This window comes from Streptomyces sp. NPDC051921, from assembly GCF_040680975.1.
In the GTDB taxonomy this organism is placed as follows: Bacteria; Actinomycetota; Actinomycetes; order Streptomycetales; family Streptomycetaceae; genus Streptomyces.
Genome location: NZ_JBFAXU010000003.1, coordinates 254292 through 270833, shown reverse-complemented (window position 1 = coordinate 270833; position 16542 = coordinate 254292). Strand labels below are relative to the sequence as shown.

Sequence of the window (16542 nt, the reverse complement as noted above, 5' to 3'; positions counted from 1 at the left end):
ATGCGTCCGTACGTCGTCGTGGACGCCTTCGCCCGGGAGCCCCTGCGGGGCAATCCGGTGGCGGTGTTCTTCGACTGCGCCGATCTGACGGCCGGCGTGATGCAGCGGATCGCCGGCGAGATGCACCTGTCGGAGGTGACCTTCGTGCTGCCGCCGACGGCAGGCGGGGACGCCCGGGTGCGCATCTTCACCCCGGTGAACGAGCTGCCGTTCGCCGGGCACCCACTGCTCGGGACGGCCGTCGCGCTGGGCCCGTACACGCGCGGCGAGCGGCTCGTCCTGGAGACCGCGACGGGGCCCGTGCCCTTCGTCCTGGAGCGGCGGGCGGGCCGGGTCGTGGCGGCCCGGATGCGGCAGCCGGTACCCCGCTGGCAGCTCTTCGACCGGGCCGCGGAGCTGCTCGCGGCGCTCGGCGTGGCCGCGTCCACGCTGCCGGTGGAGGTCTACCGCAACGGGCCCCGGCACGTCTTCGTCGGCGTCGGCAGCGTCGCCGCGCTGTCGGCGCTGCGGCCCGACCACCGGGCGCTCGCCGCCTTCGAGGACCTGGCCGCGAACTGCTTCGCCGGGTCGGGGACGCACTGGCGCAGCCGCATGTTCTCGCCCGCGTACGGCGTGGTCGAGGACGCCGCCACCGGTTCGGCCGCCGGGCCGCTCGCCGTCCACCTGGCCCGGCACGGGCGGGTGCCGTACGGGCGGAGGGTCCGGATCCGGCAGGGGGTCGAGCTGGGCCGCGACTCCCTGATGCTCGCCAGGGCCGAGGGGTCCGGGGAGGACGTCGTGTCCGTCGAGGTGGGCGGCGAGGCCGTCACCGTGGCCCACGGGAGGATCCATGTCTGAACACACCGGTACCGGACGGGAGCGGCGCCCGTCGGAGACCCTGACCGGCACGGTCGCGCTGCCCTTCCCCGAGTACGCGGCGCCGCCCGCCGACCCGATCGGGCTGCTGCGCCACTGGCTGGCGGGCGCGGAGGCGGTCGGCGTCCGCGAGCCGCGGGCCCTGGCGCTCGCCACCGCCGACCTGGCGGGACGGCCGTCCACCCGGATCGTCGCCGTGACCCGGGTGCGCGCCACCGGCCTGGTCTTCACCACCCATCACGACAGCCGCAAGGAACGCGAACTGCGCGCCAACCCCTGGGCGTCGGGGCTGCTCTACTGGCGGGAGACGAGCCGGCAGATCAGCGTGAGCGGGCGGGTGCGGCGGCTGCCCGACACCGCGGCGGAGGCCCTCTGGGCGGCCCGGCCCGTCTCCACCCACGCCATGACCGTGGCCTCCCGACAGAGCGCCCCGCTGACCGGCCTCGACGAGGTGGCGGCGCTGCGCGCCCGTGCCGAGCGGCTCGCCGCCGCCGGTGCCCAGCCGCGCCCCGCCGCGTACATCGCCCTCGAACTCGTCCCCCACGAGATGGAGTTCTGGGCCGACGGCACGGGCCGGCTGCACGAGCGGCTGCGCTACGAACGCGGCCCCGAGGGTTGGCGGACCTGCCGCCTCCAGCCGTGACCCGGCCCCGCCCCGTACCGAAAGGAACCCATGACGCGCGAGTCCACGCTCCGCTCCCCTCGCACCGTCGAGCAGCTGCGCTCCCCGGGCATCGGAACGCCGCACATCGAGAAGGAGACCCCGTCATGACCACCGACCCGCAGGCCCTCCGGGCCGCGATCGAGCTCGTCACCGGCGCCTGGCGCACCCAGGCCGTCCATGTCGCCGCCCGGCTGCGGCTGCCGGACCTGGTGGCCGCCGACCACCGCGACACCGCGCGGCTCGCCGCGGCCACCGGTGTGGACGAGGACGTCGTCCACCGCCTGCTGCGGCTCCTCGCGCTGCTCGGGGTGTTCGAGACGGACGGCGAGGGCGGCTGGCGCACGACCCCGGTCGGCGAACTGCTGCGGGACCGGCCGGGCTCGCTGCGCGACACGTGCCTGCTGTACGGCGAGGAGTTCTACCGGGCCTGGGGGCACGCCGAGGAGTCCCTGACCACCGGCACCCCCGGCTTCGAGCTGGCCCACGGAGAGTCGCTCCTGGCGTACCTGGCCGAGGACGAGCAGGCGGCGGGGCGCTTCCAGCGGGCGATCGGCGACGCCGGGAACGCCGTTTTCGACGCGGTGCCGGCCGCCCTCGGACTGTCGGGCGGGCAGCGGGTCGTGGACGTCGGGGGCGGCAACGGGCGGCTGCTCGCCACGGTCCTCACGGCCGCCCCGGACGCCCGCGGGGTGTTCGTCGACCTGCCGCACACCCTGCCGTCGGCCCGCGACCATCTGGCCGCCTCCGTCGGCCTCGACCGGGTGGAGCTGCTCGGCCAGGACATGTTCGAGGCCGCGTTGCCCGCGGGGGGCGACGTGTACCTGCTGTCGCGGGTGCTCGGCCGCTGGGACGACCGGCACTGCGTACGCCTGCTCGGTCGGGTGCGCGACGAACTCACCGCGGACGCCCGGGTGTTCGTTCTGGACCGGATGCCCACCGACGACGGCACGGGCATGCTGGCCGCGCTGTGGGACCTGCACCTGCTGGTGGTGGAGGGCGGCCGGGAGCGCTCCCTGGACGACTACAAGGCGCTGCTCCACCGTGCGGGCCTCGCCCTCGACCGGGTCGTGGAGCTCCCCCTGGAGACCAAGGGGCTGGTCGCGGCCGCGGCCTGAGGGCGCCGGCGTCCGCCGACGGCCGGCCCACCGGTGTGAGGTGGGCCGGCCGTGCGGAGCCGATCAGCCCGTCACGGTGATCTGCTGGCTCGCGTCGGTCGTGTCGGTGATGCGGTAGGTGGCGGTGAAGGTGGCCGACTGGTTGCCCGTCGGGCAGAGGAAGCCGCCGGTGACGGTGGCCGGGACGGGCGCGGCGGAGATCGCCAGGCTGGAGGGGGCGCCGTTGGTCCAGGTGCCGTTGACGGCGGTGGGGCCACCGGGCGAAGCGGTGATGGTGCAGGAGGCGAAGCCGCTGGTCTTGAGGACGACGCCGCCCTTCGGGATGGTGAATCCGCCGGTGGCGGGGGCACCGTTCTGGGCGGAGAGGGTCCAGGCCCCGTTGGTGGCGTTGGCGGTGACGGTGACGCTCACGCCCACGATGCTGGTGGTGCAGCCGCTGAAGGTCGGCGGGTTGATCGGGGCGGCGACCGGGCCGGCGTCGTTGTGGTTGGCGGGGGCCGCCGGGACCTTGTTGTTGGCGCCGGTCGTGGGCACGGACGCGGAGACGGTGCAGGTCATGGTGGTGGAGCCGGCGACGAACGTCGCCTTGCCGGTGAGCTGCGCGGAGAAGGAGTGGCCGGCCGGCTGCAGGGTGGTCGGCGACGCGGCCTGCGGGCCCGTGGCGCCGATGGTGAGGGCCGCGGCGGCGGCGAGGCCGGTCGCGGAGACGAGCAGCTTGGACATGGGGATCTCCTCGGTGTCGGAGTGTGGGGAGCGAGGAGGTGCGGATGCGTGATGCGGAACGGCAGTGCGCGAGCGTGTGCGGGCGTACGCGGTGCCGATGCGCGTGGCCCGACGCGTGGGGTGGGGGGTAGGCGCGAAGTGACTTGAGAGTAGAACCGGCCGGTAGGGGTGTCCAGGTAGGATTTGCGCCATGACTGACAGCCCGTCAGAAGTGTTGGCCCGACACGGTACTCGACGTCGACACGACGGCCGATCCGCTGGCGTGCGACTGCTCTCGGCGCCCAGACTGGGCCCATGGAAACCACGGTGCCGGTCGACGGCGGTGAGCTCTGGGCGGACGACACGGGAGGCGACGGACTCCCGATGGTCCTGGTCCACCCGGGCGTCGGCGACTCCACGATCTGGGACCCGGTCCTCCCCGCGCTCGACGGTCGGCGCCGGCTGGTCCGCTACGACGCCCGCGGCTACGGCCGCTCCCCCGCCCCTGTCACCCCTTACTCCCCGGCCGCCGACCTCGCCCGCGTCCTCGACCACTTCGGCCTCGACCGCGCGGTCGTCGTGGCCTCCAGCATGGGCGGCGCCGCCTCGATCAGCTACGCGCTCGACCACCCCGAGCGCGTCGCGGGCCTCGCACTGTTCGTGCCCGTGGTCACCGGTTACGACGACCTCGACGAGACCGAGCTCTACCAGGAGGTCGAACGGCTGGCGAAGGCCGGCGACATGGAGGGCATCGTCCGGCTCGGCCTCGGCCTGTGGGGCAGGGCCGCCGGCGGCAGCCCCGAGAGCGACCCGGTCGCCGCCGCCCACTTCCGGGCCGTCCTGCCCGCCTGGTTCGCCAACGTCGGCCACCAGCAGCCGGACCCGCCCGCCTACGACCGCCTCGGCGAGATCGCGGCCCCCACCGTGCTCGCCCTCGGCGAGCAGGACCGCCCCGGGGTGGTCCGCTGCAACGAGCGGATGGCCTCGCGCATCCCCGGCTGCCGGCTGGCCCGCCTCGCCGGCTCGGACCACTACCCGATGCTGCGCGAGCCGGAGACGGTCGCCCGGCTCGTGGAGGAGCTGTACGCCGAGGTGCGCTGAGGCCCGGCGGGGGCAGGCACGACAACCGCCCCCGGAGCGGAGCCTCGTCCAGGGGCGGCGGTGAGCGGCGATGTCGGCGCACGACGCTCAGGCCGGGGTCCGGGAGCCCCCACGGCTCCCGTCGGTCGTCGACCCCGGCGTCACCGATCCTGCCGTGTCCGGCGTCGCGTGCCGCGATCTTCCCCCACGTCCCACTCGATCCGGCGAAGCGGGCACACCTGCTTGACGCCTTGCGCGCCCCTCACGCGCCCCCCGCCCCGGAGCCCTCAGGCATCGGCGACCGCGCGCAGGGGGCCGAGCGCGGCGGCCCGGCGGGCGGGCAGCGCGGCCGCCGCCGCGCCGACGGCCAGCGAGAGCACGACGACCAGGGCGAGGGTGCCGTACGGCGGTGAGAACACGTACTGGGGAACGGCCCCGTTGGCGAGCCCGCTCACCCGCCATGCACCGAACAGGCCGCAGACCAGCCCGAGCAGCGTGCCGTACGCGGCGACGGCGAGCGATTCGAGCCGGACCATGCGCCGGACGCCGGCGCGGTCCATGCCGAGGGCGCGCAGGACACCGATCTCACGGGTGCGTTCGGCGACGGAGAGGGCGAGCGTGTTGACCATGCCGAGCGCGGAGATGACCACGCCGATGGCGAGCAGTCCGAGGACCAGGGTGATCAGGTCGCCGGCGACCCCGGCCTGTTCCCGCACGAGCTGGTCACGGCTCTGTACCTTCAGCAGCGGGTTGTGGTCGACGGCCTCGCGCAGCCGCTCCTCCAGGCCGGGCCCGGCGGTGCCGTGGTCGGCGGTGGTCACGAGGACGCGCTGGACGGAGCCGGGCAGGAAGCCGTGGCGCTGGACGTCGCCGCGGAAGGCGAGCACGTCCTGGGCGGTGGGATTGTCCTCGTAGACACCGACGACGGTGTAGGACCGCAGACCCCCGCGCCCGCCCTGACCGGGGCCGTCGCCGACGCCGGGTCCGATGGCGGCGTCGAGCCGGCCGCCGACGCCTACCCGCTGCTCGCGGGCGAAGGTGCTGGAGAGGGCGATCCGGCCCGGCCCGATGTCCTCGACCGACCCGCTGGTGAAGTGCAGCTTCATGACGGCTCCCACGGTCGTCGGGTCGACGCCGGAGACCTGACGGACGGAGCCGCCGACGGAGAAGGTGGAGTCGGCGACGGCGGAGGCGGTCGCGACACCGGGCAGCTCGGCCACCCGCCGGACGGCGGCCGCGTCGATGGCGGTGGTGGGGACGCGGGTGCCGATCACGTGGTCCGCGCCGAGGCCCGCGGCGGCCTGGGAGTCCAGGGCCCGGGCGGCGGAGTGGTCGACCACGGCGAGGCCGGAGACCAGCGCCGTGCTGATCATCAGGGCGACGGCGGTGGCAGCGGTGCGGCGCGGATCGCGCAGCGCGTTGTCCCTGGCGAGGTCGCCGACGACGCCGAGGCGTGCGGTGAGCCGGCCGATGAGCCGGATCACCGGGCCCGCGAGGAGGGGGGCGAGCACGATCAGTCCCGTCACGAGCACAGCGCAACCGAGCATCGCGGTCCGGAGGTTGGCGTCGGACGCGTCCTCGGCGTCGCTCAGGGAGACCAGCAGTCCGGTGCCGAGCAGCAGCGCGGCCCCGCCGATCGCGGCCCGTGCGCGGGACGCCCCGCCGGTGGGCCCGGACCGCTGCTCGGCGGCGCGCATCGCCTCGACGGGCGCGATCCGGGCGGCACGGCGTGACGGCAGCCACGCGGCGAGCACGGTCACGCCCACGCCGACGACGAGGGAGGCGAGCACGGGGGCGGGTCCGACGACGAGCGGTCCCCGCGGCACCGGGTCGTCCGCGGTGCCCAGCAGCCCCGGCAGGACGGCCGCGACACCGAGGCCGAGGGCGAACCCGGCGCCGGACGCGACCAGGCCGACCAGGGCCGCCTCGGCGAGCACGGAACCGACCACCTGGCGGCGGGTGGCACCGATCGCGCGCAGCAGGGCGATCTCCCGCGAGCGGCGCGTGATGAGCATGGTGAAGGTGTTGACGATGAGGAACGAGCCGATGAAGAGCGACACCACGGCGAAGATCAGCGGCAGCCGGGCGTAGCTGTCGGTCTTGGTGCCGATGAAGACCGCCTGCTGGGCGGCCTTCGCGGCGCCCGTGGTGGCCTCGGCCCGGCCTGCGGGCAGCAACGGCTCGACCTGCCGGGCGAGTGCGACGGCGTCGGTGCCGGGCGTGGTGGACAGGTCGATCCCGGTGTAGCGGCCGGGAGCGGCGAACAGCCGCTGCGCGGTGGCCTTGTCGAGCACGGCGAGGGTGCCGCCGGAGGTGACCCGGGTGTCGTCGGTGGAGACCAGGCCGACCAGCTTCATCCGCAGCACGGGCCCGTCGACGGCCAGGCTGACGGTGTCGCCCAGGGCGTACCCGCCGGCCGCGGCCGTACCGCGCTCCAGAGCCACCTCCCCGGCCGTGCGCGGGGCACGCCCTGCGGTCAGCGGGTACCGGTCGTCCGTGCCGTCGGCTCCGGGGACGTACGCGGCGGCCAGCCTGCCCATCGCGTCGTCGGCGCGCATCGGGGAGCCGTCCTTCGCGGCCAGGGTCACCGAGCCGTCGACCGTCGGCCGTACGGCGGCGACTCCCGGCGCGGTCCCCAGCCGGGCCGCGAGCGCGTCGTCGAGGACCGGGGCGCGCCGGTCGGCGGGCGCGCCCGGGGCGTACACGGGCTCGACGGTGACGGCGACACCGGCGTAGCTCTTCGCGAAGGAGGCCCGGTAGGCGGCGGCGGTGGTGTCGGCGAAGACGAGCGAGCCGGAGACGAACGCGACGCCGAGGGCGACCGCGAGGACGGTCATGATCAGTCGGGCCTTGTGCGCGAGGACGTTGCGCAGGGCTGTTCGCAGCATGAGGAGCGCTTTCGCAGGAGGAACGGACGAGGAGCGGGACGGGGACGGCGACGACCGGGCGGACAGCGGGGTCGGCGGGCTCCGGCCGGCCTCAGGACGTACGGCCGCGGGCCTCGAAGGCGAGCATCCGGTCCAGGACGGCCCCGGAGCTCGGCTCGTGCAGTTCGTCGACCGGGCGGCCGTCGGCGAGGAACACCACGCGGTCGGCGTGGGCGGCGGCCGCGGGGTCGTGGGTGACCATCACCACGGTCTGGCCGAGTTCGCGCACCGAGTCCCCCAGGAAGCCGAGCAGTTCGGCGCCGGAGCGGGAGTCGAGGTTGCCGGTCGGTTCGTCGGCGAACACGATCTCGGGCCGGGAGGCGAGGGCCCTCGCCACTGCGACGCGCTGCTGCTGACCGCCGGAGAGCTGGGCGGGCCGGTGCGAGAGCCGGTCCGCGAGCCCGACGGTGCCGACGACGGCGTCCAGCCACGCGGCGTCCGCCCGCCACCCGGCCAGCCGCAGGGGCAGGGTGATGTTCTCGAGCGCGGTGAGGGTGGGCAGCAGGTTGAACCCCTGGAACACGAAGCCGACCTTCTCCCGGCGCAGCCGGGTGAGCTCCCGGTCGGCCAGCCCGGACAGCTCGACGTCGCCGATCCGGACGGACCCGGAGCTCACCGGGTCCAGGCCGGCCATGCAGTGCAGCAGAGTGGACTTGCCGGACCCTGAGGGCCCCATGACGGCGGTGAACCGCCCCCGCGCGAACTCCACGGAGACCGCGTCGAGCGCGGTGACGCGGGTCTCCCCCTTGCCGTACGTCTTGGTCAGCCGGGTCGCGCGCGCGGCGGCCGGCTCCCTGAGCGCGGCGCGCGAGGAGGAAGGAGAGGAAGGGGAGGAGGGCAAGGAGGGCAAGGACTGTGACATGGCAACTCCGCCTGGCGTGCGACGGCCCGGGAGGAGTTCTCCAGGGCCGGGGGACGGATTCATCCTCGCGGCCCTGACCTGCGGAAAGCGTCGTCCTGGAGGCGGGACGTGAGCTCTGCCGGAGGACGGGGGCGAACGAGCACGGCTCTGCCGAAAGGCCAGGGCGCGGGCCGCCGGTCCCTGCCGAAGGGCGGAGGCGCCCGGCCCTGCCGAAGGGCCTGGGCGCGGGCCGCCGGTCCCTGCCGGGCGGCGGAGGCAAGACGACGGTCGTCCGGGCCTGTCGGTCAGGGCGCCAGGCCCGTGCGGTGCGCCAGGAGGGCGGCCTGCACGCGGCTGGTCGTGCCGGTCTTGTCCAGGATGGCGCCCACGTGGGTCTTCACCGTGCCCGTGCCGATGCCGAGTCGGTCGGCGATGTCCTGGTTCGACAGGCCCTCGCCGAGCATCGTCAGGACCTCCCGCTCGCGTGCGGTGAGCCGGGCGATCCGTTCGTCCGCGGCCGGACCTCCGGTGTCCCGGGGGTCGGGGGCGCGGAGCATCCGTGCGACGACCGTCCCGGTGACACCGGGCGAGAGCACGGCGTCACCCGCGGCGGCCGCCCGTACCGCGCTGATGAGCTCCTGCGGCCCGTCGTCCTTCAGCAGGAACCCGGCGGCGCCTTCGCGCAGCGCCCGTACGACGTTCTCGTCGTCGCCGAAGGTCGTCAGCATCACCACGCGGGGCGCCGGGTCGAGGGCCAGCAGCGGGGCGATCGCGGCGAGCCCGTCGCACACCGGCATCCGGATGTCGAGCAGCACGACGTCGGGGTGGTGGGCGGCGGCCAGTTCGACGGCCCGCCGTCCGTCCGGGGCCTCGGCGACGACGTCGATGCCCTCGGCGTGCCGGAGGATCAGGCGCACGCCGTGCCGGATCATCGCCTCGTCGTCGGCGAGCAGGACGCGGACGGGCGGCCGTTCGGATCCGGTCACGGGGTCTCCCAGGGTGCGGCGTCCCGGACCGACGGGACGGTGAAGCGGTCGATGGCGATGAGGCGGCGTGCGGAGTCGAAGCAGTAGCGGGCGACGGTCAGGGCGCCGGGGCGGGACTCGGTGGCGCCCGCGAACGGGTAGACGCAGCCGGCCGTTCCGGCGGGGCGCGGGGGCTCGTGCCCGGTGGCGGCGGCACGGACGGCAGCGTTGTCCAGGACCCCGGCCGCCGCCACGTCGTCGTAGGTCATGCCCACCCGGGGCAGCGGGCGCGGCCCGGCGTCCTGGCGCGGCGCGCTCGCGTACACGAAGGCGACGCCGAGGACCATGAGCACGCTCAGGGCACCGAGCCCGAGGGCGAGCGTGAGCCCCTGCACGGTGAGGCGTTCGGCGACCGGCCCGCCGACGGCCTCTCCGCCCTCGCCGGGCGCACCCGAGGACGCGCCGACTCCCCACGTCCCGATGCCGGGCGGCTGCGACGACGACGGGACGGTGCCGGGGGCGGGACCGGGGGCGGGGACGGCTGCGGGACCGGGGGCGGGGACGGCTGCGGGACCGGGGGCGGGAACGGCTGCGGGAGCGGGGGCGTCGCCGGGTTCGGTCGGCATGCTCGCGCCGACCCGGAAGCCCCCGGTCGGGAGGGGCGCGGCGTCGAAGGTCCCGCCGAGGAGCTCGACGCGCTCCCGGAGGCCGGTGAGCCCGCGGCCGGTGCCGGTGCCGTCGGCAGGGGCGGGGGGCGCGGGAGGGGCGCCGTTGCGCACGTCGACCCGTACCGCCCCGTCCTCGTGGACGACGGTCACGGTGACGTGCGCGTCGGGCGCGTAACGGTGCACGTTGGTCAGGCTCTCGCGGACGACCCGGTGCACGGCGCGGCGGACCCGGGCGGGCCGGGTGTCGAGGTCGGGCCCGGTCCAGTCGAGGCGTACGGCGATGCCGCCGTCCCGCGACTCGGCCACCAGGGTCTCGATGTCGGCGCGGGTACCGGTGGCGTCGGTGAGCGCCTCGGACCCGGTGTCCCGCCCGAGCGGCCCGAGCACGCCGAGGGCCTGGCGGAGTTCGCGCATGGCGTCGCGGGTGGTGCGCCGCACCAGTACGGCCTCCTCGCGCAGTTCGGGGTCGGCGCCTTCGAGGGCGAGCTCCAGTCCGCCCGCGTGCAGGGAGATGAGACTGAGCCGGTGTCCGACGAGGTCGTGCATCTCGGCGGCGATGCGGGACCGTTCGTGGATCCGGGCCTCGCTGTCCGCGTACCGCCGGGCCCGCTCGGCCGCGTCCCCGCGCTCGCGCAGCGCCCGTACGAGCCGCCGCTGCTGCCCGTACGAGGTACCGACGAGTCCGGGGACGACCACGGCGGTCGCGGTGAGCACCAGTCCGAGCGCGAACCCGTACTCCGCCGCCCCCGGCCCGAGCCAGGGGGCGGACAGCGTCGCGCACCCCACGACGAGCACGGCCGCCCCACCGAGCAGCCGGCCGCGCCGCCGCGCCGAGGCCGTCGTGCGGGCCGCCGTGTACGCCGTCGCGGCGGTCACCGGCCCGACGCAGGGCGCGAGCCCGGTGAGCGCGGCGAGCACGAGCAGCACGGGCAGGGGGAAGCGCCGGCGCAGCGGAAAGAGCCCGACACCGGCGGCGAGCGCGAGCAGTTGTGCGAACGGGTGGGCCAGGAAGCCGAGATGGCCGACCGCTGCCCACACCCCGAGCCCCGCGGCCCCGGCGCCGACCGTCTCCGCCGTCGCCCGGAGCGCTCCGGAGGCCGGCCGCCGGAAGGGCCGCCCACGGGAGGAAGGGGAGAACGGAGGAGTGCGTACCACGCCGACCAGTATCGATGCCGCCGGCCCGCGAACACGTGCACCTCACGGTGGAGGCGCCGCTCTGCCGAAAGGCAGAGGCGCGGCGTGCCGCCCGCGCCTCGCCCCCGCCCGCGGCCCCGGCCCCGGCCCCGGTCCCAGCCCGGATCCCGGTCCCGGTCCCGGTCCCGGCCCCGAAAGGCTCATGCGAACGACGGCCACCGGTGGGCGGCCCATTCCCGCCAGTCGGCCGCGCCGGGAGGCGGGTCCACGGGCCCGCTGCACGACAGCTCCGCCAGGTCGGGCTCCTCGAAGCATGCGCGTCCGTGCACGATGTCGGCCTCGGCCATCGGGAACGTCTCCTCCGGGGCGGTCGCCCGACGCAGGGCGATACGGGCGCGCTGGGTCTCGTCGTCGACCGGCAGGTAGACCATGTGGAAGTGCGCGCCCTCCGCCTCCACCAGCCAGCGGATCGCCGAGCGTTCGTCCCGGGACCAACAGCCGTAGTCCACCACGACGTCGGTGCCCAGCCTGACCGCCTCCAGGGCGAGCCAGAGCATGCGCCCTTCCAGCACGTCGCGCTTCCCCTCCGCCTCCGCCGCGCCGAACAGGGGGATCATCCAGTCGTCGGGCGTCAGGCGCAGCGCGCCGTGCTCCTCGGCCAGCTGTCGGGCCTTCGTGGTCTTTCCGGCCCCCGGTAGGCCGACCATCAGGAACAACGTGGTCACACCCGCATCGTGCCAAGGAAGCACGGCAGGGGGCCACTCCTTTGTCCGGAGGTCCGGGAGGCCCGCCCCGCACGGGTTCCGGCCTCGCGGGCCGGGCCGCCGGTGACTCCGAACCGGCGGGAGCCGGAGCCGGAGCCGGAGCGGGAGCGGGAGCAGAAGCGGGAGCCGGGACCGGAACCGGGGCAGCCGGAGCGGGGGCCCGGCCCCGCGCCCGTACCCGTACCCGTACCCGCGCCCGCGCCCGCGCCCGTACCCGTGCCCGTACCCCCGCCCGTACCCGCGCCCGCGCCCGTACCCGCGCCCGTGCCGCGAGGGTTCGACCGGTGTTCAGGCGGGCGGCCTTGACGGTCCGTCGGCGGGGCTGCGAGGGTCTGGGCCGCCCCTCACCACGCAAGGAGTTGACATGCACCTGCTATCCGCACCGACGGCCCGGCGGTCGGCGTTCGCCGCCGCGCTGTGCGCCCTGCTCCTCGTCCTCGGCGTTCCGGCCACCGCCTACGCCGCCGTGCTCCCCCCGCTCCCCCAGAACGCCGACGGCCTCGACCAGACCTTCGCCCCGGCGTACGACTTCGACACCGACGGCTGCTACATGACCGCCGCCATCGGCTCCGACGGCACCCTCAACCCGGGCCTCAAGCTCGGCGGCGCCGTCAACGGGAACTGCCACGACCCCGCCCAGCTCGCCTCCGCCAACAGCTACTCCCGCTCGAAGTGCAACAACGGCTGGTGCGCCGTCATGTACGCCGGCTACTACGAGAAGGACCAGGCGACGATCGGCCCGCTCGCCCTCGGGCACACCCACGACTGGGAGCACGTGGTGGTGTGGATCAACTCCGACGAGGTCAAGTACGTGTCGGTGTCCCAGCACAGCAGCTACCAGATCGCCGCACGCTCGGCCGTGCGCTTCGACGGCACCCACCCCAAGATCGTGTACCACAAGGACGGGCTCTCCACCCACTGCTACCGCTTCGCCAACAGCACCGACGACCGCATCGAGAACTCCACGGGCGGCTGGTTCTACCCGCGCCTCGTCGGCTGGAACGGCTACCCGACCGGCCTGCGCGACAAGCTGACGGGCGCGAACTTCGGCTCGGCCACGCTGAAGATCCGCGACTCCGACTTCGCCTCCCACCTGAGCCGTTCCATGCCGTCGGGCATCCCGTTCGACCCCAACGCCTGAAACGGCCGGTTCTGGCCCGGGACCGCGGGTTCCGGCCTCATCCGACGTCTGGAGGGTTCCGACAACGGCCGTGGGCGAGGGGGTGGGGATACTGGTAGACCCACGGAAGAGAACACAGTGACAAGGAGGGCCGGGTGGAGTTCCGCCTGCTCGGGACGGTGTCCATCGCGGCCGAGACAGGTGAGCTGCCGCTCGGCCCCGCCAAGCGGCGCAGCGTACTCGCGGCTCTGCTGCTGCGCGCCAACGCCGTCGTCCCCGTCGACCGGCTGATCGACACGGTCTGGGAGGAGGACCCGCCCGCCCGCGCCCGCACCGTCGTCCAGGGACACGTCTCACGGCTCCGGGCGCTCTTCGAGCAGGGCGGGGCCGAGGACTACGGGGTGGAGCTGGCCACGCACGCCCAGGCGTACGAGCTGCGCATGCCCGACCAGCTCCTCGACACCCACCGGTTCGAGGAGCTGGTCCAGCTCGCCGGACACCAGAAGCACCCGGCGGACGCCGTCCTCATGCTCCGCGAGGCCCTGTCCCTGTGGCGCGGCCCCGCCCTCACCGGCACCGTCGCGAGCGAACCGCTGCTCGTCGCGGCCCGCGCCCTGGAGGAGACCCGGCTCGTCTCGGTGGAAGAGCTGGCCGCGGCGTACGGGCGCCTCGGCGAACACGCGAAGGCGGCAGCCCTGCTGCGCGCGGAGGCCGCCGCGAACCCGCTGCGCGAGTCCCTCGCGGCCGCGCTGATCCTGTCGCTGTACCGGGCGGGCCACCAGTCCGACGCGCTCGACTGCTACCACCGCACCCGCACCCAGCTCGCCGACGATCTCGGCGTCGACCCGGGCCCCGCGCTGCGCGCCGCGTACGAGGCGGTGCTGCGCGGGCTGCCGTCGGTCGGTCAGCCCGTGCCCTGGCCGGGCGGCACCGAGCACGGACCGGCCGGCCTGCCGGGGCCGGACGCGGCCCTCGCTCGCGGGGACGACCCGCGCCGGCCGGCCGGCGACCCGGCGCGGCCGACCCTGCCCGGAGTGTGGAACCACGCACCCGACGTTCACGCCGGGCGTACCGCACCGGCCTGGCCGCCGGGCCACGGCGTGACCACGACGGGCCACGGCCCGGGCGACACCGCCCACCGCGCCGCGGGCGGGCCGAGCCCACAGGACGCGCCGTCCCTCGCCGGCGCGCCGGACACCTCGGGTTGGGCGGGCCCTCTCGGCACGGCCGCCTTCGCGGACCCGGCAGGCGCCGCCCGCGCGGCAGGCGTCGCGAACCACCCCGGCCCGGGCGGCGTACCGGGCCCGGGCGGCATACCCGGCTCAGGCGGCGTACCCGGCCCGGGCGGGATGTTCGCGCACGGCGCCCACGTCACGGGCGGCGCGTTCGTCGACGGGGGCGGCCACGCGTCGGGCGGCGCCGGGTCCCACGCGGGTGGTGACGCGCCTGCCGGCGCGCTCGCCCGAGAGGGCACCCAGCCTGCCGGGTCCCTGCCCATCGGCGCCCACCCCACCGGGTCCGTCACCGACGGCGTCCTGCCAGGGGGCGGCGGGGCGACCGGCGTCGCCGCGTTCTCGGCTGCCTCCGCCTCCGGCCCAGGCCCAGGCCCCGGCTCCGCCTTCCCCTCCGCCGACGCCGCACCCCCCGGGACCCCTTGGAGCGCTCCGGCGGGAGCGGTGGCGCCCGGGGGCGCCGTGGCCACCCCCGCTCCCCCTCCCCCGTCCCTCCCCGCTCCCGATCTCCTCCCCCGCACCCCCCGTGGCTTCCTCGGGCGCACCCGGGAGCTCGACGCGCTCGACGCCGCCGTGGACACCGCGCGGGTCGCGCTGGTCACCGGGCCCGCCGGGGTCGGGAAGACCGCGCTCGCCCTGCACTGGGCGCATCGGCGGGCCGGCGACTTCCCGGACGGGGTGCTGTACGCCGACCTGCGGGGGTTCAGTTCCGACGACGGGATCGACGCGGCCGACGTGCTGCGCGAGTTCCTGCCGGCCCTCGGGGTGCCGCCGCGTCAGGTGCCGGAGTCGGCGACGGCGGCCGCAGCGCTGTACCGGTCGCTCACCGAGGACCGGGCCCTGCTGGTCGTCCTGGACAACGTGCGCAGCGCCGACCGGGCCAGGCCCTTGCTGCCTGCCGGGGCACGGAGTGCGACCGTGGTGACCTCGCGGCTGCGGCTGGGCGGGCTGGTCGTGAGCGAGCTCGCCCGGCCGGTGCCGCTCGGCGTGCTCGGCATCGACGAGTCGACCGCGCTGCTCGCGGCGGCGGTCGGCGCCGAACGCGTCGCCGCCGAACCGGACGCGGCCCGCCGGCTCGCCGAGCTGTGCGACGGGCTGCCTCTCGCGCTGCGGGTCACCGCCGCTCAGCTGGCCGCACGGCCGGGCTGGCGGCTCGCCGACCTCGCCGCCGAACTCGCCGACGAGCAGCGCCGCCTGGCCCTGCTCTCGGTGGACGGCGCGGACTGCGCCGACGGATCGGGCGTGGCGGCGGCGCTGCGCCTCACCGTTCAGGGGCTGCCGCAGGAGGCCGCGCGGCTGTTCCGGCAGCTGGGGGTGGTCACGGGCACCGATCTGGACCGCCAGGCCGCCGCCGCGCTGCTCGACCGGGCACCCGCGGTGGCCGCCGAGGCCCTCGACCGGCTCTGCGACGCGCACCTGCTCACCGAGTGGGCGCCGGGCCGGCACGCCCTGCACGATCTCGTACGGCTCTACGCCCGCAGTCTCGACCCCGACGAGGACGCCCTGCTCCGGCTGCTCGACCACTACACGCTGACGGCCATGGCGGCCGCCCGGGCCGCCGAGCCCGACGACCTGCCGTGTTGCGCGGCGCCGCCCGACGCCCGGGTGCCCCGCACCACTCCGCACTTCGCGGGCCGGGACGCCGCGCTTCTCTGGTACGCGGCCGAGCGGGACAACCTCGCGGCGGCCGTCGCCGCCGCGCGGGCCGCCGGGCACCACGACCGCGCCTGGCGGATCGGCATCCTCCAGTGGCCGTACATCCTGTGGAACAGCCACGACGGCTGGGTGCCGCTCCTGGAGGACGCGATCGACTCGGCCGCTCGCGTCGACGACCCTGACGCCGAGTCACGGGCCAGGGCGCTGCTCGGCTGGCTGCTCACCCAGGACGGTCGGCTCGCCGAGGCCCTGGTCCACCTACGGCTCGCGCCCGCACTCGCGGCCCGCGCCGGCGAACCGTCCAGCGAGGCGACCGCCCTGGTCAACCTCGCGGTCGCGATCGACCGAACGGGCGTGACCGCCGAGTCGCTCGGCCACACCGCACGCGCCGTCGCCCTCGTGCGCGGCACGGGCGACGTGATGACGGAGGTCCTGGCCGTGGAGCACCGCGCCCGCCAGCTGCTCGCGGCGGGCGATCCGGCCGCCGCCCTCGCCTGCGCGCACGAGGGCCTCGCCCTCGACGGGGACACCGTCAACGGCCTGGTGGGCATCCGCCACAGCATGCTGCACACCACGGCCGGCACGGCCCTGCTCGACCTGGGCCGCGCCTCGGAGGCGGAGGCGGCACTCGCCCGGGCCCGCGAACTGGGCCTGGCCCACGGCTACCAGGAGGGCGTACGCCGGGCGGACGCGCAGCTCCGCCGCCTGCGTGCACCCGCGGAGCGCTAGCGGGTGTCCCGCCGGGGCGGGCGAGGCCCCCTGCCCGGCCGGCGGCAACCGCCGGGGGAGGGCCCCAGCGGGCGGGGCGGCCGGCTCGGG

Annotated in this window: 12 protein-coding genes; 6 read left to right on the top strand and 6 right to left on the bottom strand. The window is 76.0% G+C overall.

The window, feature by feature from the left end; all coding sequences use genetic code 11:
• The 3 genes from AB0M16_RS05925 (at position 1) to AB0M16_RS05915 (ending at position 2634) form a co-directional block, all read left to right on the top strand.
• Complete coding sequence (locus tag AB0M16_RS05925; RefSeq protein ID WP_365339191.1) at positions 1-837, top strand: PhzF family phenazine biosynthesis isomerase; 837 nt, start codon at positions 1-3, stop codon at positions 835-837.
• On the top strand, positions 830-1498 hold the full coding sequence (gene phzG, locus AB0M16_RS05920) for a phenazine biosynthesis FMN-dependent oxidase PhzG (protein WP_365339189.1): 669 nt from the start codon (positions 830-832) through the stop codon (positions 1496-1498). Before AB0M16_RS05925 ends, phzG begins: the two co-directional genes overlap by 8 nt.
• A 125-nt stretch (positions 1499-1623) precedes the next feature.
• Positions 1624-2634: a methyltransferase gene (locus AB0M16_RS05915; RefSeq protein WP_365339187.1), complete on the top strand. Its 1011-nt coding sequence runs from the start codon at positions 1624-1626 to the stop codon at positions 2632-2634.
• Positions 2635-2697: 63 nt separating this feature from the next.
• On the opposite strand, the gene AB0M16_RS05910 is transcribed toward AB0M16_RS05915, so the two are convergent.
• Entirely contained in the window at positions 2698-3357 is a 660-nt protein-coding gene (locus AB0M16_RS05910) for a hypothetical protein (RefSeq protein ID WP_365339185.1), read from the bottom strand.
• Between the two features lie 294 nt (positions 3358-3651).
• Here AB0M16_RS05910 and AB0M16_RS05905 point away from each other — a divergent pair, with 294 nt between their 5' ends.
• Positions 3652-4437 carry an alpha/beta hydrolase gene (locus AB0M16_RS05905; protein ID WP_365339183.1) on the top strand — a complete coding sequence of 262 codons (786 nt, stop codon included), beginning with the start codon at positions 3652-3654 and terminating at the stop codon, positions 4435-4437.
• 266 nt (positions 4438-4703) lie between these two features.
• On the opposite strand, the gene AB0M16_RS05900 is transcribed toward AB0M16_RS05905, so the two are convergent.
• From AB0M16_RS05900 to AB0M16_RS05880, 5 genes are all read right to left on the bottom strand, one after another.
• Positions 4704-7304, bottom strand: coding sequence for an FtsX-like permease family protein (locus AB0M16_RS05900; protein WP_365339181.1), 2601 nt, complete (start codon positions 7302-7304; stop codon positions 4704-4706).
• A 91-nt stretch (positions 7305-7395) separates the two neighbouring features.
• Positions 7396-8205 (bottom strand): ABC transporter ATP-binding protein, encoded by an 810-nt coding sequence (locus tag AB0M16_RS05895; RefSeq protein WP_365339179.1) that lies wholly within the window; start codon positions 8203-8205, stop codon positions 7396-7398.
• Positions 8206-8489: 284 nt separating this feature from the next.
• Positions 8490-9170, bottom strand: coding sequence for a response regulator transcription factor (locus tag AB0M16_RS05890; protein ID WP_365339177.1), 681 nt, complete (start codon positions 9168-9170; stop codon positions 8490-8492).
• The gene (locus AB0M16_RS05885) at positions 9167-10972 is read right to left on the bottom strand and encodes a histidine kinase (protein ID WP_365339175.1); all 1806 of its coding nucleotides are present in this window, start codon (positions 10970-10972) and stop codon (positions 9167-9169) included. Before AB0M16_RS05885 ends, AB0M16_RS05890 begins: the two co-directional genes overlap by 4 nt.
• A gap of 179 nt (positions 10973-11151) precedes the next feature.
• On the bottom strand, positions 11152-11676 hold the full coding sequence (locus tag AB0M16_RS05880) for an AAA family ATPase (RefSeq protein WP_365339173.1): 525 nt from the start codon (positions 11674-11676) through the stop codon (positions 11152-11154).
• Positions 11677-12079: 403 nt separating this feature from the next.
• Here AB0M16_RS05880 and AB0M16_RS05875 point away from each other — a divergent pair, with 403 nt between their 5' ends.
• Entirely contained in the window at positions 12080-12856 is a 777-nt protein-coding gene (locus AB0M16_RS05875) for an NPP1 family protein (RefSeq protein ID WP_365339172.1), read from the top strand.
• A 134-nt stretch (positions 12857-12990) separates the two neighbouring features.
• The gene (locus AB0M16_RS05870) at positions 12991-16452 is read left to right on the top strand and encodes a BTAD domain-containing putative transcriptional regulator (protein WP_365339170.1); all 3462 of its coding nucleotides are present in this window, start codon (positions 12991-12993) and stop codon (positions 16450-16452) included.
• The last annotated feature ends 90 nt before the right edge of the window (positions 16453-16542 follow it).

What these genes read in the sequence shown, in the direction of transcription:
- AB0M16_RS05875 (WP_365339172.1), top strand. Translation starts at nt 12,080, where the DNA reads ATGCACCTGCTATCCGCACCGACGGCCCGGCGGTCGGCGTTCGCCGCC.
- AB0M16_RS05905 (WP_365339183.1), top strand. Translation starts at nt 3,652, where the DNA reads ATGGAAACCACGGTGCCGGTCGACGGCGGTGAGCTCTGGGCGGACGAC.
- phzG (WP_365339189.1), top strand. Translation starts at nt 830, where the DNA reads ATGTCTGAACACACCGGTACCGGACGGGAGCGGCGCCCGTCGGAGACC.
- AB0M16_RS05900 (WP_365339181.1), bottom strand. Translation starts at nt 7,304, where the DNA reads ATGCTGCGAACAGCCCTGCGCAACGTCCTCGCGCACAAGGCCCGACTG.
- AB0M16_RS05910 (WP_365339185.1), bottom strand. Translation starts at nt 3,357, where the DNA reads ATGTCCAAGCTGCTCGTCTCCGCGACCGGCCTCGCCGCCGCCGCGGCC.
- AB0M16_RS05915 (WP_365339187.1), top strand. Translation starts at nt 1,624, where the DNA reads ATGACCACCGACCCGCAGGCCCTCCGGGCCGCGATCGAGCTCGTCACC.
- AB0M16_RS05925 (WP_365339191.1), top strand. Translation starts at nt 1, where the DNA reads ATGCGTCCGTACGTCGTCGTGGACGCCTTCGCCCGGGAGCCCCTGCGG.
- AB0M16_RS05895 (WP_365339179.1), bottom strand. Translation starts at nt 8,205, where the DNA reads ATGTCACAGTCCTTGCCCTCCTTGCCCTCCTCCCCTTCCTCTCCTTCC.